This is a genomic window from Spongisporangium articulatum (assembly GCF_044465595.1).
Taxonomy (GTDB): Bacteria; Actinomycetota; Actinomycetes; order Actinomycetales; family Kineosporiaceae; genus Spongisporangium; species Spongisporangium articulatum.
This window is the reverse complement of the sequence record NZ_JBITLV010000007.1, coordinates 133166-148642: the sequence shown is the minus strand read 5'-3', so window position 1 is coordinate 148642 and position 15477 is coordinate 133166. Positions and strand designations below refer to the sequence as shown.

16 protein-coding genes are annotated in these 15477 nt (G+C 70.7%); 10 read left to right on the top strand and 6 right to left on the bottom strand.

The features are described from left to right. Positions 1–53: 53 nt before the first annotated feature. Positions 54–518, top strand: coding sequence for a MarR family winged helix-turn-helix transcriptional regulator (locus ACIB24_RS19825; RefSeq protein ID WP_398283911.1), 465 nt, complete (start codon positions 54–56; stop codon positions 516–518). Positions 519–533: 15 nt separating this feature from the next. On the opposite strand, the gene ACIB24_RS19820 is transcribed toward ACIB24_RS19825, so the two are convergent. Beyond that, positions 534–1100: a GNAT family N-acetyltransferase gene (locus ACIB24_RS19820; protein ID WP_398283909.1), complete on the bottom strand. Its 567-nt coding sequence runs from the start codon at positions 1098–1100 to the stop codon at positions 534–536. A gap of 29 nt (positions 1101–1129) precedes the next feature. On the opposite strand from ACIB24_RS19820, the gene ACIB24_RS19815 reads away from it, so the two are divergent. After that, positions 1130–1918: a maleylpyruvate isomerase family mycothiol-dependent enzyme gene (locus tag ACIB24_RS19815; RefSeq protein WP_398283907.1), complete on the top strand. Its 789-nt coding sequence runs from the start codon at positions 1130–1132 to the stop codon at positions 1916–1918. 57 nt (positions 1919–1975) lie between these two features. Here ACIB24_RS19815 and ACIB24_RS19810 read toward each other — a convergent pair whose 3' ends face one another. Then, complete coding sequence (locus ACIB24_RS19810; RefSeq protein ID WP_398283905.1) at positions 1976–2284, bottom strand: cell division protein CrgA; 309 nt, start codon at positions 2282–2284, stop codon at positions 1976–1978. 152 nt (positions 2285–2436) lie between these two features. Between ACIB24_RS19810 and ACIB24_RS19805 the strand changes: the two genes are divergently transcribed. The 5 genes from ACIB24_RS19805 to ACIB24_RS19785 are packed head-to-tail and all read left to right on the top strand — an operon-like array spanning position 2437 to position 6398. Then, positions 2437–3630, top strand: coding sequence for an alkane 1-monooxygenase (locus tag ACIB24_RS19805; protein WP_398283903.1), 1194 nt, complete (start codon positions 2437–2439; stop codon positions 3628–3630). After that, the gene (locus tag ACIB24_RS19800; RefSeq protein ID WP_398283901.1) at positions 3630–3824 is read left to right on the top strand and encodes a ferredoxin; all 195 of its coding nucleotides are present in this window, start codon (positions 3630–3632) and stop codon (positions 3822–3824) included. Before ACIB24_RS19805 ends, ACIB24_RS19800 begins: the two co-directional genes overlap by 1 nt. Further along, entirely contained in the window at positions 3821–5080 is a 1260-nt protein-coding gene (locus tag ACIB24_RS19795) for an NAD(P)/FAD-dependent oxidoreductase (protein WP_398283899.1), read from the top strand. The genes ACIB24_RS19800 and ACIB24_RS19795 overlap by 4 nt, the downstream gene beginning before the upstream one ends. Next, positions 5077–5505 (top strand): VOC family protein, encoded by a 429-nt coding sequence (locus tag ACIB24_RS19790; protein ID WP_398283897.1) that lies wholly within the window; start codon positions 5077–5079, stop codon positions 5503–5505. The genes ACIB24_RS19795 and ACIB24_RS19790 overlap by 4 nt, the downstream gene beginning before the upstream one ends. Continuing rightward, positions 5505–6398 carry an alpha/beta hydrolase gene (locus ACIB24_RS19785; protein ID WP_398283895.1) on the top strand — a complete coding sequence of 298 codons (894 nt, stop codon included), beginning with the start codon at positions 5505–5507 and terminating at the stop codon, positions 6396–6398. Before ACIB24_RS19790 ends, ACIB24_RS19785 begins: the two co-directional genes overlap by 1 nt. Here the strand turns inward: ACIB24_RS19785 and ACIB24_RS19780 are convergent. The 3 genes from ACIB24_RS19780 to ACIB24_RS19770 all read right to left on the bottom strand — a co-directional run bounded on the left by ACIB24_RS19780 (position 6376) and on the right by ACIB24_RS19770 (position 10449). Continuing rightward, positions 6376–8736, bottom strand: coding sequence for a putative bifunctional diguanylate cyclase/phosphodiesterase (locus ACIB24_RS19780; RefSeq protein ID WP_398283893.1), 2361 nt, complete (start codon positions 8734–8736; stop codon positions 6376–6378). The two genes, ACIB24_RS19785 and ACIB24_RS19780, sit on opposite strands and share 23 nt — an antisense overlap. A gap of 124 nt (positions 8737–8860) precedes the next feature. Beyond that, entirely contained in the window at positions 8861–9577 is a 717-nt protein-coding gene (locus ACIB24_RS19775; protein WP_398283891.1) for a class I SAM-dependent methyltransferase, read from the bottom strand. Between the two features lie 8 nt (positions 9578–9585). After that, positions 9586–10449, bottom strand: coding sequence for a hypothetical protein (locus tag ACIB24_RS19770; RefSeq protein WP_398283889.1), 864 nt, complete (start codon positions 10447–10449; stop codon positions 9586–9588). 269 nt (positions 10450–10718) lie between these two features. On the opposite strand from ACIB24_RS19770, the gene ACIB24_RS19765 reads away from it, so the two are divergent. Together ACIB24_RS19765 and ACIB24_RS19760 are read left to right on the top strand one after the other, a co-directional pair. Continuing rightward, positions 10719–12965 (top strand): GH92 family glycosyl hydrolase, encoded by a 2247-nt coding sequence (locus ACIB24_RS19765; RefSeq protein WP_398284124.1) that lies wholly within the window; start codon positions 10719–10721, stop codon positions 12963–12965. Beyond that, positions 12962–14293, top strand: coding sequence for a glycosyltransferase (locus ACIB24_RS19760; RefSeq protein ID WP_398283887.1), 1332 nt, complete (start codon positions 12962–12964; stop codon positions 14291–14293). The genes ACIB24_RS19765 and ACIB24_RS19760 overlap by 4 nt, the downstream gene beginning before the upstream one ends. A 7-nt stretch (positions 14294–14300) precedes the next feature. Here ACIB24_RS19760 and ACIB24_RS19755 read toward each other — a convergent pair whose 3' ends face one another. After that, the gene (locus ACIB24_RS19755) at positions 14301–14966 is read right to left on the bottom strand and encodes a DNA-binding response regulator (protein WP_398283886.1); all 666 of its coding nucleotides are present in this window, start codon (positions 14964–14966) and stop codon (positions 14301–14303) included. 93 nt (positions 14967–15059) lie between these two features. Here ACIB24_RS19755 and ACIB24_RS19750 point away from each other — a divergent pair, with 93 nt between their 5' ends. Next, on the top strand, positions 15060–15338 hold the full coding sequence (locus ACIB24_RS19750) for a GlsB/YeaQ/YmgE family stress response membrane protein (protein ID WP_398283884.1): 279 nt from the start codon (positions 15060–15062) through the stop codon (positions 15336–15338). The last annotated feature ends 139 nt before the right edge of the window (positions 15339–15477 follow it).

Genomic DNA, 15477 nt, shown 5'->3' with positions numbered 1-15477 from the left:
CTTCAAGTCAAACTAAGCAGGTCGACATGTGAAGCGTCAACTATGCTGGGGGGATGGAACCGCGCTGGCTCGATGTCGACGAGCAGGCCACCTGGATGCCGTTCGCCGGTCTCATGACCCTGCTCCCGGCCGCCCTCGACGCCCAGCTCCAGCGCGACGCGGGGCTCAACCACTTCGAGTACCTCGTGCTGGCCATGCTCTCCGAGACGCCCGGCCGCACCCGGAGGATGAGCGAGCTGGCCCTGATCACCAACGGCTCCCTGTCCCGCCTCTCGCACGTGGTGAAGCGCCTGGAGCGGCGCGGCTGGGTGCGCCGCACCCCCGACCCCGACAACGGCCGGGTGACGCTCGCCGTCCTCACGGACGACGGGTGGGACAAGGTCGTCGCCACCGCCCCCGGGCACGTGGCCGAGGTGCGCCGGCTCGTCTTCGACCCGCTGACGCGGGCCCAGCAGAAGCACCTGCGGGACGCCGCCCGCCGGATGCTGGGCGGCCTCACCTCCGACTGCGAGGACTGAGCGCCAGGGCATCCCCTAAGCGCTGCGCATGACGACGCGCGGGTGGCCGGCCAGCGTCGACGACGTGTCGGCCACCACGCGAAAACCCGCGGCCTCGAACATGGCTCGCGTTCCGACGAAGGCCATCGTGGTGTCCACCTTCGCGCCCCGGTTGTCCACCGGGTAGCTCTCCACCACCGGGGCGCCCTGCGCGATCGCGTAGTCGACCGCCCCGGCGATCAGGGCCCGGGCGACGCCTTGGCCCCGGTGCCCGGCCCGCACCTTCAGGCACCACAACGACCATGCCTGGACGTCGTCCACGTGCGGGATCTTCGTGCTGTGTTCGAAGGTGTACAGCTGCGAGCGGGGCGCCACCCCCGCCCACCCCACGACGTCCCCGCCCGCGTCGTAGGCCAGCACCCCGGGGGAGACGGCCTCCCCGCACAGTGCGCGCATCCGGTCCCGCCGCTCTCGTGGGCCGAGGCTCTGGTTCTCCCGGGGCTCCAGCCGGTAGCTCAGGCACCAGCAGCCCACCGCCGCCGGTTTCTTGGGTGCCAGCATCGTGGTGACGTCGTCGAACCGGTCGGCCGTGGCAGGTTCCACCGTGAAGTCCACGTACATACACTTCCACGGTGACCTTGGCTGAGCGTTCAATCGCCGCACTGCGCACCGACCACGACCTGCTGGCCGCCCTGGTGGCCGACACCCCGGAGGATGCGCTCACCGCGCCGTCCGGAGCCGACGACTGGGTGGTCGCCGACGTCCTGTCGCACCTGGGCAGCGGCGCCGAGATCGGCCTCGCCGCCACCTGGAAGCCCGCCCTCGAGGGAGCCGACGTTCCCGACCAGGAGTTCAACCGCACGGTCTGGGACCGGTGGGACAACCTCCCGGCCTGGGCGCAGGCCGCCGGGTTCCTCGACTTCGACGAACGGCTCGTCACGCTCCTCGAGAACCTGGACCCGGAGACGCGCGAGTCGCTGAAGGTGCGACTCGGCTTCCTGCCGGCGCCGATCAGCCTGGCCGGCGCGGTCGGCATGCGCCTGAACGAGGCGGAGCTGCACGGCTGGGACGTGCGCGTCGCCTACGACCCGGCCGCCGAGCTGGCGGGCGAGCACGCCGAAATCCTGGCCGAGCACCTGGCGGGCGAACTCGGCTTCATGCTCGGCTTCGCAGCCAAGACCGAGAGGCTGGGTCGCCCGGTCACCGTCGCGGTCGGCGACTCCGGCTACGTCCTCACCCTCGAGGACGGGGCGACGCTCGCCCAGGCCGCCGGGACGACGTCCGCCACCTTCTCGGGGAGCCTCGCCGCGTTCCTGCGGCTGGTCGCCGGCCGGCTGAAGCCGGAGCACACCCCCGCCGGGGTCGACGTCACCGGCGACGTCACGCTGGACGAACTGCGCGCGGTGTTCCCGGGCTACTGACCCCTCGGACTCACCCGTCGGACCCGGGACCCTGACCTCGCCGGGTCCGACGGAGCTTCAGCGGGCGGGGGCGCCGTCGGTGACGTGCCGGCGGACGTCGCCGCGCCACCTGCGCATGACCACCGCGAGCACGACGACCATGCCCAGCAGCAGAAGGTAGTTCCACGGGCCGATCGCCTGCTGGAACGGCAGGTCGAGCAGGGTGTACCCGAGCAGCCAGAGGGCCATCACCCAGATCATGGCGGCCACCAGGCCACCCACCCACGGCGGCGAGGGCTTGCGGCCGTCGTCGACCGGCACCGCCGAGAAGTTCGACTGGGCCGTCAGGGTGACGTCTGTGCTGGTCGGAGCCGTGTGTTTGGGCATGACGAGACCTCCTCGTGTCGCCGTTTGCGAAGCTTGGGGCCGGGCGTGTGTCGCGCACCACGGGGGTGTTGTCGCGCTCACATCCGTCTGTTACGTTCCCCGCACCTTTCCATTGATCGATGGAAACGTCTAGTGCGAAGGAGCGTGGACGCATGAATGGCGCAACGGTCGCCGCCGAACGCCCGGCGGTGCCGGCGTGGCGGGACACCAAGAAGTGGATGTGGCCGGCCGCGTTGATCGTGCCCATGCTGCCGTTCGCGTCCTTCGGCATCGCGCACAAGTCGGGCATCGACGCCTGGTGGTGGTTCGGCCCCGCCATCATCTTCGTCCTGATCCCCGCTGTCGACGGTTTCGTCGGCGACGACGGCGGCAACCCGCCCGAGGAGCTCGTCGCGATGCTCCAGGAGGACCGCTACTACCGCTGGATGACGTTCCTCTACCTGCCGCTGCAGTACGCGGGGCTGGTGCTCGGCTGCTACGCCTGGACGCACAGCCCGCCGAACCTGATCGGCCGGGTCGGCATGATCTTCGCGATCGGCTCCGTCAGCGGCATCGCCATCAACACGGCCCACGAGCTCGGCCACAAGCGTGAGGACATGGAGCGCTGGCTGTCGAAGATCGCGCTGGCCACCAGCATGTACGGGCACTTCTACGTCGAGCACAACCGGGGTCACCACATCCGGGTGGCCACCGCCGAGGACCCGGCGTCCGCCCGGATGGGCGAGAGCTTCTGGGCGTTCTGGCCGCGTACCGTCGCCGGCAGCCTGCGCTCGGCGCTGCACCTGGAGTGGCGCCGGTTCCGGAACAAGGGCGAGAGCCCCTGGACCTACCGCAACGACGTGCTGAACGCCTGGGCCATGACCGTCGTGCTCTACGGCGTCCTGGTGGCCGTCTTCGGCTGGTCGGCCCTGGTCTTCCTCGTGCTGCAGGGGATCGTCGGCTTCTCGCTGCTGGAGGCCGTCAACTACCTCGAGCACTACGGCCTGCTACGGGAGAAGAACGCCGCCGGGCGGTACGTGAAGGTCAGCCCGCTGCACAGCTGGAACAGCAACCGGCTCGCGACGAACCTGTTCCTGTACCAGCTGCAGCGGCACAGCGATCACCACGCGAACCCGTTGCGGCGCTATCAGGTGCTCCGGCACTTCGACGAGAGCCCGCAGCTGCCGGGCGGTTACGCGAAGATGATCGTGCTGGCGCTGTTCCCGCCGGTGTGGCGCCGGGTGATCGACCCGCGCGTCATCGCCCACTACGGCGGCGACCTGAGCCTGGTCAACATCCACCCGAAGGCCCGGCGCCGCATCGAGGCCACGTGGGGTCGTCGCGAGACCGTCGGGGCGGTGCGCTGATGGCCACGGTCAAGGCGGACCTCGACACCTGTATGGGGTACGGCAACTGCGTGCTCGGTGCGGAGGACTACTTCGACGAGCGCGAGGGCGTCGTCATCGTGCTGCAGGAGCAGGTGGCCGACGGCGACGTCCCGCGGGTCGAGGAGGCGGTCGCCGCCTGCCCGGTGATGGCGCTCACCCTGCAGAAGTCGTGAGCACGGACGGCGCCGCCGACACCGCGGGAGCCGTCGTGGTGGGGGCCTCGATCGCCGGGGTCCGCACCGTCCAGGCGTTGCGCCGGGCCGGGTACACCGGCCCGGTGCACCTGGTCGGGGCCGAACCGCACCTGCCCTACGACAAGCCGCCGCTGTCCAAAGCCGTTCTGGCGGCGGACATCCCGGATCCGGTCCCGCTGCTCACCCAGGAGCAGGCCGAGGAGCTCGACGTCGTCCTGCACCTGGGCGTGCCCGCCGAGGATCTCGACACCCGGGGGCGCCGGGTGCTCCTGGCCGACGGCCGGGCCCTGCCCTACGACCACGTGGTGATCGCCACCGGCGCGCACGCCCGGCCCTCACCGTGGACGCCGGACAGCGGGCTGCACGTGCTGCGCACCCTGGACGACTGCCGGGCCCTGCACGCCGACCTGCGCACGGCCCTGGCCACGGGTGGTTCCGTGGTGGTGGTCGGCGCCGGCTTCATCGGCGCGGAGGTCGCCTCGACGTGCCGGGCGCTCGGCCTGGAGGTCACCCTTGTCGACCCGGTCGCGGTGCCGATGGCGCGCGCCCTGGGCGGCGTCGCCGGCCGCGAGATGGTCGAGCTGCACCACCGGCACGGGGCCCACACCCGGTTCGGCGTGGGGGTCCTCGACGTCTCCGGCCGGGTCGGCGACCTGACGGTGCACCTGGACGACGGCAGCCGGCTCGCCTGCGCGACCGTCGTGGTGGGCATCGGGGCCGACCCGCAGACCGACTGGCTGCTCAGCTCGGACGTGATCACCGACAACGGCGTGGTCTGCGACGAGACCGGCCGTACCAGCGTGCCGGACGTGTACGCGCTGGGGGACGTCGCCACCTGGCGGGTGCCGGGGGAGGCCCGTCACCGGCGGCTCGAGCACTGGACGAACGCCGTCGACCAGTCGCTGGTGGTCGCGCTGGCCATCGCCCAGCCCGAGGTCCCGCGCAGCCACCGCCCGAACGACTTCGTCTGGAGCGACCAGTACGACTGGAAGCTGCACGTCGTCGGGCGGCCCGCCCTGGGGGAGCGCACGGTCACCGTGCACAACCCGGACCGCGGGGCCGGCGACGTCGACCGGTTCGCGGTGCTGACCGAGGAGGGTGACGACGGGCTGGCCGGCGCCGTGGTGGTGAACTGGCCCGGCGCCTCCGTGCAGGTCCGGCGGGCGTTGGCCGGGGGTGCGGGCTTCGAAGCGGTTACGGAAAGGGTGCGTGGGCTCGTATCGTCTCGGGGATGATCGACAGACCGGTGATCCAACTGAGGCTCGTCGTCGAGACGGAGGACTTCGACGCCGCGGTCGCGTTCTACCGCGACGTCCTCGGCCTGCCGGTCGAGGGCTACCACGAGACCACTGTCGACGGTGGCGCCGACGGTCCGGGTGACGCCAAGGTGATGATCCTCGACGCCGGGCGGGCCACGCTGGAGCTGGCCAACCCGGCCCAGAAGAAGTACATCGACGACGTCGAGGTGGGCCGGCCCGTCGCGCCCCGGGTGCGGGTCGCGTTCGAGGTGCCCGACGCGCACGCGGCCAGCGACGCCGCGGTCGCGGGCGGCGCCTCGCTGGTGGCCGAACCGATCCGCACGCCGTGGGACTCGCTCAACGCCCGGCTGGACGCCCCCGCCGGGCTGCACATCACCCTGTTCCAGGAGCTGGAGAGCTGATGATCAAGGAAGACGTCACGTTCGACTCGCACGGCGACGACTGCGCGGCCTGGGTGATCCGGCCCGACGCCCACGCCTTTCCGGGGCCTCGGCCCGTCGTCGTGCTGGGCCACGGGCTGGGCGGTGTGCGCGACATGGGGCTCGACGCCTTCGCCGAACGGTTCGCCGCGGCCGGGATGGTCGCCGTGGTCTTCGACTACCGCCACTTCGGGGACAGCGGCGGCAGCCCACGCCAGCTGCTGTCGGTGCGGGCCCAGCTCGAGGACTGGGACGCCGCGATCGCCTTCGCGAAGCGCGTGGCCGGTGTCGACCCGGCCCGGATCGCCATCTGGGGCAGCAGTTTCGGCGGCGGGCACGTCATGGTGGTCGCGGCGAAGCACCCCGAGCTGGCGGCCGTGGTGAGCCAGTGTCCCTTCACCGACGGGCTGTCGTCGTCCCTGGCGCTCGGCCCGCGCAGCACGCTCGCGGTCGCGCCGTACGCCCTGCGCGACGAGTTCGCCGCGCTGACCCGGCGGACGCCCGTGCGGGTCAAGCTGGCGGGTCCGCCCGGTACGGCCGCGCTGATGACGGCCCCCGACGCCGAACCCGGTTACCGCGCTCTGCTGAAGCCGGGAACGACCTTCGAGAACGCGGTGGCGGCCCGTCTGGGCACCCGGATCGGCCTGTACAACCCGGGCCGTAAGGCGAAGAAGGTGACGAGCCCGCTGTTCGTCGGGGTCTGCCTGCGCGACAGCGTGGCGCCGGCGAAAGCGACTCTGCGGCACGTGAAGAAGGCGCCCAACCTGGAGTTGCACGAGTACGACACGGGCCACTTCGACATCTACGTCGGTGACTGGTTCGAGACGGTCGTGACCGACGAGACGGCCTTCCTCACCCGGTGGCTGAAGCCCTGACGTCGTCCGGTTCGCGGGGCGTGGGGACCGGCGCGGTGCGCAACAGGGCCGCCCGGGCCGCCGCCTCGGACTGGCGCAGCGTCTCGCGGGCCGCCTCCGTCGCCTCCTCGGCAGGCAGTGGCTTGCCGTAGAGCCAGCCCTGCGCCATCGAGCAGCCGAGCTCGAGCAGGAACGCGGCCTGCTCCTCGTCCTCCACACCCTCCGCGACGACGCCCTCCAGGCGCAGCGCGGCGGCCACGTCGATCATCGCCTTGGTCAGGTCCTGGTCCCGACGATCGGCGGCCAGGTTCCGGACGAACGCACGGTCGACCTTCAGCACGTGCAGGTCGAAGTCCTTCAGGTAGCTGAGCGACGAGTAGCCGGTGCCGAAGTCGTCCAGGGCCAGCTTCACCCCCATCTCGCCGAGCTGGACCAGCGCCTGCAGGGCCATGTCGGTGCGGTCGAGCACGACCGACTCGGTGATCTCCAGCCAGAGGCTGTGCGGTTCCAGCCCCGTCTCCTCCAGGACGCCCGCGACCAGCCCGCACACGTCGTCCCGCATGAGCTGCACCGACGACACGTTCACCGAGACGTGCAGGGCCTGACTGCCGAAGAGGCGCTGCCAGTCGGCGAGTTGCCTTGCGGCGCGGCGCATCACGAAGGCGCCGATGTCGACGATCAACCCGGTGTCCTCGGCGATCGGTACGAACTCGACGGGGGAGACCGGCCCGAAGTCGGGGTGGGTCCAGCGGGCCAGGGCCTCCCAGCCGACGAGGTCGGCGAAACCCGCACCGCCGCGGATCGGCTGGAACACGACGCTGATCTCCGCACGGTCGAGTGCCCCGCGCAGCGCGTCGGCCAGCTCGAGGCGGCGGGCCACCTGGTCGTGCATCGAGGCGTCGTAGACGGCGAACGTGGCGCGGCCCTCGGCCTTGGCCTGGTACAGCGCCATGTCGGCGTTCTGCAGCAGCTCCCCCGCCGAGGTGCGGTGGTCGAAGCGGACCTGGGCGATGCCGATCGAGGTGGTCAGCCGGGTGCTGCGGCCCTCACTGATCTGCACCGGCGTGTCGAACACGTCGAGGATCGCGCGCGCGAAGGCCTCGGCGCCGGCCGCCTCGGGAGTGTCGATCCAGAGCACGAACTCGTCGCCGCCCACCCGGGCCAGGTCCGTCGTCCCGATGCTCAGTTCCCGCAGCCGGTGGCCGAGTTCGATCAGCACCTCGTCGCCGGCCGTGTGGCCCCACGTGTCGTTGATCTGCTTGAAGTGGTCGCAGTCGACGAAGAACACGTTGACCCACCCCTGCCCGTGCCCGGCCGCGCGCTCGTGCAGGTGATCGTCGAGTTGTTGCATCAGGGCGGCCCGGTTCGGCAGTCCGGTGAGCAGGTCGTGGGTGGCCCGGTACTGGGCCGCCGCCTCCGCGGTGCTCAGCGCCTGCAACGTGCCGAGCAGGCGCAGGTAGACGAAGAGGCCGAGGCCGGTCATCAGGACCGCCCGGACGAAGGCGTCGACCACGCCGAAGACCGGCAGGACCAGGGGGATGGTGGCCGGCGTCAGCATGGTCGCGAAGATGACGCCCAGGCGGGCGCGCGACGTGCCCGGCCGGTGCTCGACGTCGACGTCCGACAGCTCACGCATCGAGGGGTGCGCGGCGGTGAGACCCATGCAGCAGTAGGCGACGATGTAGGCGATGTTCAGATAGGGGTTGTTCGCCCCCGGATGGGTCGCCCAGACGAAGGTGTAGGCGAAGTCGCCCACCAGCAGAGCCGTCATGGCCACCATCAGGGCCTGGAGGGCCGGCGCGTCGGGGCCCCGCCGGAAGCCGAGCTGCACCGTGAGGGACAGCAGCAGCGCGTCCATCACCGGGTAGACCGTGTAGACGATGACGGGCCCGAGCCGGACCTCGTCGGAGTTCAGCTGGGGCGCGATGCTCATCACCCAGCTGATCAGTGCGGAGCCGGTGACGACCGCCGCGGTGTCCAGCCAGAGGGTGGGGTCGGCGCCGCGGTAGGTGCGGCGCAGCAGCCCGACCAGGAAGGGCACGGTCAGCCCGTACCCGGCGAAGGCCCACAGATCGGGATTGCCGAGCGGGCCCGGCACGTCGGTCGCCACGAAGCGGACGATCAGGCTGCCCAGGAAACCGAGGCCGGCGGCCGTGGCCCACATCCAGGGCTGCCGATTGACCGGGCGGTGAACCAGCATGCCGGTGGTGAATGCGATCAGGCCCACGACGGCGCTGGCGAAGAGGGCGATCGCTCCGGATCCGTCCGGGGCACTGAGATAGACTGCGGACAGCCCGACGAGCAGCGCGGCGAACGCCAGGCGTCCGCGCGCGTGCGCCACCGAGCCGAATGCCCGCACGGGCCCCTCCTCCGAGTTTCAGCTTTATCGTGCTGTTCGTCTCGGGGGTGGTCATCGGCCGAACAAGGGCTCGACTCAAATCGACTGGTGCGACGAGGTTTGCTCGGTGGGCCGCAACGCCCGTCTATCGCCCGATCCGGACCAGTTCGTTCACCCCGTCGTCGGGCCCGCCATACGTCCGGCCGTGCCGCGTCGTCGTGCCCAAACCGGCGGCGGCGGCCTCGTCGGCCAGCCGGTCGACGGGGGAGAAGTCGTATCGGCCCCCACGGGCCAACAGGTCGATGAGCAGGTCGATGACACCGATCCCGATCAGGCGGACCCTTAGCAGACTGCGCCATCCTCCGCGGCGCAGTTGCTCGCGCACGATCGGCCCGAAACCGGGTCGGGTGGTGTGCGCGGCGACCAGGAAGCCGCCGGGGGCCAGTACACGGGCCACCTGGGTGAAGAAGGCCGTCCGGTCCGGCTGGGTGTAGAGGAAGTTGACCGCCGTGATCCGGTCTACGCTGCCCTCGGGCTGGGCGGCCAGTGCCGCGGTCGCGTCGTCCAGCACGAACTCCACCGACCCCTGGGCCACGTCGAGAGCCAACTTCCGGCGGGCGAGGCCGAGCATGTTCGCGCTGGCATCCACCGCCACGACGTGGGCCGGGCGGTCCTGGAGGAGCCGGGCGGTCACGTTGCCCGTCCCGCACCCCACGTCCAGTACGCGATGGCCCTTGACGTCGCTCAGTTCGACGACGTCGTCCAGCATGTCCCGATAGGCGTAGACGTCGAGCAGCCCGTCGTAGAGATGGGCGTAGGCCTGCCAGAGGCCGGCCTCCAGCACGGCGGTCGGCTTCCGCACGCGGGCGGTCACCGGGCGGGGTGCGGGAAGAGATGGGGCAGGAGTGGGGTCAACGGATCATCCGGCGGTGCCTCCAACGCCCGGCGCGTCAGGATCGCGTTCGTCTCGTCGAGCCAGATCACCGAAGGGATGACCAGCGACCCGAAGTACTCCAGTTCGGGCCCGATCGGACGCATCGCGTCGCCGGACAGCAGGGTGCGGACCTGCCGGTAGACGTGGCTGTCGATGGCAAGGACCCAGGCCTGGTGCCTCTTCTGGAGGGAGTGCTGCCACATCCGGACGTACACGGCCGTGGCGTCGATCAGGTTCGCGGCCCCGCGCGAGCGGACCACCTGGGAGATCTCGATGACCTCGTCACCGCGCAAGGCGGTGAGACGGGTCAGGTCGTCGGGGAACAGACCGGGCAGGCGCAGGCCCGGTAGTTGCTCCACCCTGTCGGTCATGATCTGGCGCGCGGAGGCGACGGGTCGGCCGTCGCGCAGCACGCCGAAGTAGGTGGATTGCACGACCCAGGGGTCGTGCTCCTCGTCGAGGGTGCCCTCGACCGTCAGGTCGCCCGCTTGGGCGTAGCCGTAGCGGACGTAGACCGAGGCGGCGAGCCGGCGGGCCGCGTCGACGTCCTTCGGCTCGGTCAGGACCTCGGCCGTGAGAAAGGGTTCCAGGGCCGGCGTGAGCCTGTCCTGCGGACGGTCCCGGAGATCGATGACCAGGCCGTCGGGGCCGACCGAGGCGACCACCGACGGGCCGACCACGGACAGTTCGGGGGGCGCGGCGTCCGGATCATCCGTGGCGTGCCTGATGATCTCGAGGTCGCCGGTCCCGGCCTGTATCGCGTCCTCGTCGTTCCGAGCATCGTGACTGTCTGTGATCACCGTCAAGTCCCGTCACCCCCGTGCAGATCATGCGTTCGGCCATTGCTATCACGACTGGAACCCGTTTCAGGCGTGCTTACGCACGATGGATCCCGCACTCGCAGAAGGTGTTTCGGAACCTCCGTTGCGAATGGGGCAGAAAGGACTTCCGCCCTCGGCGACTTGTCCTTGATTACGCCGCGTTACATCGATCGGCACGGTTTACGACACGCGCAGGAGTTCATGTCCCGGAAACCATCCGGCGCGCCCGCGCGGCTTACAGTCCTCGCATCCTGAGCGAGATCGATCCATTCATCGGCACGGCCGCGACCTCCTTGCCTGCGGCGCAGGGTCTGGCGGCCACCTGGTGGTGGCCGAAACCGCAGGTCGGAAACACCCATCCCGGGGCGACCTCCCCGTTCGGCATGGTCTCGGCCTGCGCCTATTCGGGCGCCTACCCGACCGGCTACGGGCTCTACACCAAGAACACCGAGGGCGTGCCCGAGGAGATGTTCGACCGGGTCCAGGCCTCCGGCTTCACGCACTTCCAGCAGTCCGGTACCGGGGCGATCCGCAAGTACTACAACTACGTCCGCGTCACGCCGATGGTGCAGTCGCTCGACGCGCTCGGGCACGCCTGGGCCCTGCACGACGAGACCGCGGAGGCCGGCTACTACGCCGCCACGCTCGACTCGGGCATCCGCAGCGAGATCACGGTCGGCGAGAAGGTCGCCGTCCACCGGTACACGTTCCCGCAGCACCGCAGCGGGCGCGTCGTCGTCGACCTGTCCTCGGGCGGGCTCGCCATCGACCACGGGCGCACGGTCCCGCTGCGCGCGTACGTCGAGAACATCGGCGGCGGGTGCGCGCAGGGCACGGTCGTCGTCGAGGGCGTGCCGCTGTCGGTCTACATCGAGGTGGACAGCCCCGGCTGGCGCTCGATGCTCTGGCACGACCGGCGCCTCATCGAGGGTGGCACCCGGCTCGACTTCGACCGCATCCGGCAGACGACGCTGCGCCCGTTCGGGCTGCTGTTCATGGGTTCCGCGCAGGCCGGCCAGACCGTCGAGGTGCGGATCGGGTTCTCGTTGCGCGGCTGCGAGCAGGCCAAGGCCAACCTGCGCCGCGAGTGCGGGGGCACAGGCGGCTCGGGTCGGGCCTTCGAGACGATCCGGGCCGCGACCACCGAACGCTGGCGGTGGCACCTCGACCGGGTGCAGGTGGAGGGCGGTTCACCCGCGCGTCGGCAGGTGTTCTCGACCGCGCTGTACCACTCACTCATCAAGCCCTGTTTCGCGGACGACGAGAGCCCGTTCTGGCCCACCCCGGGCCCGTTCGCGTTCGACGTCTGCACGATGTGGGACATCTACAAGACCCAGATCCCGCTACTGGCCGCCATCTGCCCGGACCGGGCCGTCGACCTGCTCGAGTCGCTCGTGCGGGTCTGCGAGGAGGAGGGCAACTTCCCGATCGGGTACCGGATGGCCCGCGGCGCCGACCGGTTCTTCCGCCAGGCCAGCGCGCTGGCGCACACGGCGCTGGCCGACGCGCACGCGCTGGGGCTCGGCGACCTGGACTGGAACTGGGCGCTCGTGCACATGGAGGACGACCTGCGCCGGATGTACGGCGAGGACTTCTTCGAACACGGTGTCGTGCACCCGATCTCGCACACGCTCGACCTGGCCTACGCCTACTGGTGCACCGCGGACGTCGCCCGGGCCCTGAACGACGGGCCGCTCGCCGACGACCTCGACGCCCGCAGCCGCCTGTGGTCCAACGCCTTCGACGCCTCGACCGGACTGCTCAAGGACTCGGAGTTCTACGAGGGCGGCAAGTGGAACTACTCGTTCCGGCTGCTGCACGACATGAGGGGCCGGATCGAACTGGCCGGTGGCGACGATGCGTTCGTCGCCATGCTCGACTCGTTCTTCGGCTACGGCGCCCCGCCGGTCAAGCAGCCCGGCAAGCGGCCGCCCGCCGCCGAGATGGCGGCCGGCTACCTGCTGAACCGGTTCGAGGGACTGAACAACGAGCCCGACATGGAGGCTCCCTGGTCCTACCACTACGCCGGCCGGCCCGACCGCACCGCCGAGATCGTGCACTCGGCGTTGACCTGGCAGTTCGGCACCGGCCCGGGCGGGCTGCCCGGCAACGACGACTCCGGCGGGCTGAGCTCCTGGTACGTCTGGGCGTCGCTGGGGCTGTTCCCGGTCGCCGGCCAGAATCTCTTCCTGGTCAACGCGCCCGCTTTCGCGCATGCTCGAGTGCAGATCGGGGATGCGGAGTTCGTGGTCGAGACGAGTGGCCACCGGGAGACACCCATCAGCTCCGACGGGCTGGAACGAATACCTCCTCCGCAGTACGTGCAGTCCGCACGGCTCAACGGGAGACCTCTCGAAGAAGCCCATCTACGCGGCACGGACCTCCACGCGGGAGGCCGGCTGCATCTCGAACTCGGACCTGAACCCTCGGAATGGGGGCGAAAGATCCGGCCGCCGTCGTTGTCCGACCCACTCGGAACGGGGACCCTCCCATGAGCCTCCCGACGCAGACCCAGTCCAAGGCGTGGGTCGCCAAGCCCACCCGCCGTCTCGTGATCGTCGTCCGCGCCGACCCGGTCATCTGCGGTCACTCCGGGGAGGCGCGCAACCTCGCCGAGGTGGCCCTGACCCGCGGCTTCGACGACGTCCGCCTGCTCACCTGGCCGATGCCGGCGTTGGAGGCGGCCGGGTTGCCGCTGAAACCGGTCGACCGGATCACCCCGTACAGCCCCGGCATCACCGTCGAGCGGCCGGAGCCGGTCGGCGACTACCGGGTGCCCGACGGCCGGTACATGGCCGGGCTGACCGGGCGGCTCATCGAGCTGCTCGCGGAACCCGTTCCCACCACGTGCCTTTCGATGTACCTCGCGCCGCACACGCAGGTCGTGGAGGACGCCGTGGTGGCGGCCCGGGCGGCCGGGTTCCGGCCGGACGTGCGCACCATGGCCAAGGCCGTCGGCTCCGACGTCACCAACGTCATCGCCTCGTGCCTGCGCGAGGGGCGGTTCGGGGCTGCGGTCGCCACGTTCACCACGTTCCTGGCCAGCGACGAGGTCGTCGCCGTCTCGGAGTACACCAAGCAGCAGATCGTCGAGTCGGCGCTCGCGGTCGACGCCCACTGCGGCACCCGGTTCGGCCCCGAGTGCCTGCGCCGCGTCGTGGTTAGCTACCCGCCCATCGACACCGCGGCCCTGCTGCAGCCCGACCCCCTGCTGGTGGACGCCGCGCTGCGGCGCCGGGGACTCGAACGCGACGGGTACGTGCTGTTCCTCTCGCGGGTGGCCCGCGCCAAGGGCATCTACGACCTGATCCCGGCCTTCGCGCAGAGCAAGGCGTCGGAGAAGGTGAAGCTCGTCGTCGCCGGGAACGGCCCCGCGCTCGAGCACGTGCGCGCCGCCGCCCGGGACGACGACCGGATCGTCTTCCTGAACGACGTGGACGACGAGGAGAAGCCGCTGCTCATGGCCGGCTGCGCCGCGTACACGCTGCCCACCAAGCCCGAACCCGACTTCGTCGAGACCTTCGGCATCGCACTCACCGAGAAGATGCTGGCCGGTGGCGGCCCCGTCATCACCACGTTGACGGGCGGCACGGGCGAGGCGGTCGGCGACACCGCGGTCATCGTCGAGGCCGGGGACGTCGGGGCGATCTCGGCCGCCATCGACCGGGTCGTGCTGGAGATGTCGCGCGAGGACCGGGTTCTCATGGAGACCCGGGCCCGCGAGTACGCGCTGCAGTTCGACCAGGAGCGCGTGTTCGACGACCTGTTCGGCACGGGGCCGGCGCTCCCGGTGACGCCGTCGCACCAGGCCGCTCCTGCCTGAGCCTCCCTCAGGGGCCGCCCCGCCAGTGCTCGATCCGGTGCCGGTCCGGGGTGAAGCCGTGGCGCACGCCCCACAGCACGGCCTGGGTCCGGCTGGCGACGCCGATCTTCCGGTAGATGGTGCGGATGTACGACTTCACGGTGTTCGGGCTGAGGAAGGTCAGGGACGCCACCTCGGCATTGCTCATGCCCTGGGTGATGAGCGCCAACACCTCGGACTCCCGGTCGGTCAGGCCCTCGCCCTGCCCGGGCCAGCGCAGCCCCGCCGCACTGCGCGCCCGCGGAGCCTGGTCGGTGAACACCTCGTCACCGGCGTGCAGCGACTCGATCGCCGCGACCAGCTCGGCGGCCGTGCTCGTCTTGGAGAGGTAGCCGTCCACCCCCTGCCGGCGAGCGTTCTCGATCAACTCCGGGTGGAAGTTCCACGTGTAGACCGCGACGCGCCGTGCCCGCGGGTTCGCCACCAGCGTGCTGATCTCGTCCCGGTCGGACTCCGGCTGCGCGAAGTTGTCGTAGAGCACCACGTCGACCTCGTCCGTGACGCCCTCGTTGGCGTCGATCTCGGCGATCACCACGCGGTCGCGGTAGTGGTCGAGCATGTGGGCCACGCCGGCCAGGACGACGTCGTAGTCGTTGACCAGCGCGACTCTGACGAGGCTCGCGGCGGGCGTCATGACGGGACTCTAAACCTCCCTAGGGGTGTAGTGCACCAGCCCTAGGGGTGGTTCGCTCGAGGGGTCAGCAAGGTCTCGAGAAGGGTTTCCACCATGCTGGGTCTCATCGTCACCCTCATCATCGTCGGGCTGATCGCCGGCGCCCTCGCCCGTCTGCTCGTGCCCGGTCCTCAGCCGATGTCGATCGTCGCCACGATCGTGCTCGGCATCGTCGGGTCGTTCATCGGCGGGTTCCTCGGCTACCTCATCTTCGGCAAGGACGGCTCCGACGGAATGCTCCAGCCCGCCGGCCTGATCGGCTCGATCATCGGGGCCGTCATCGCCCTGCTGATCTGGACGCAGGTCGGGCAGAACCGCGGCGTGCGCAGCTGACCGCCACGGCCGACCCTCCACGGCGACGAGCCCCTGACCGGACCACCGGTCGGGGGCCCGCCCGTTCAGTCGGAAACGCAAGGTTGAGATGCGCTTAGCGGTGCAGCTGGGGCTCCCGTCGTAGGCTGCCCGTCGGAAA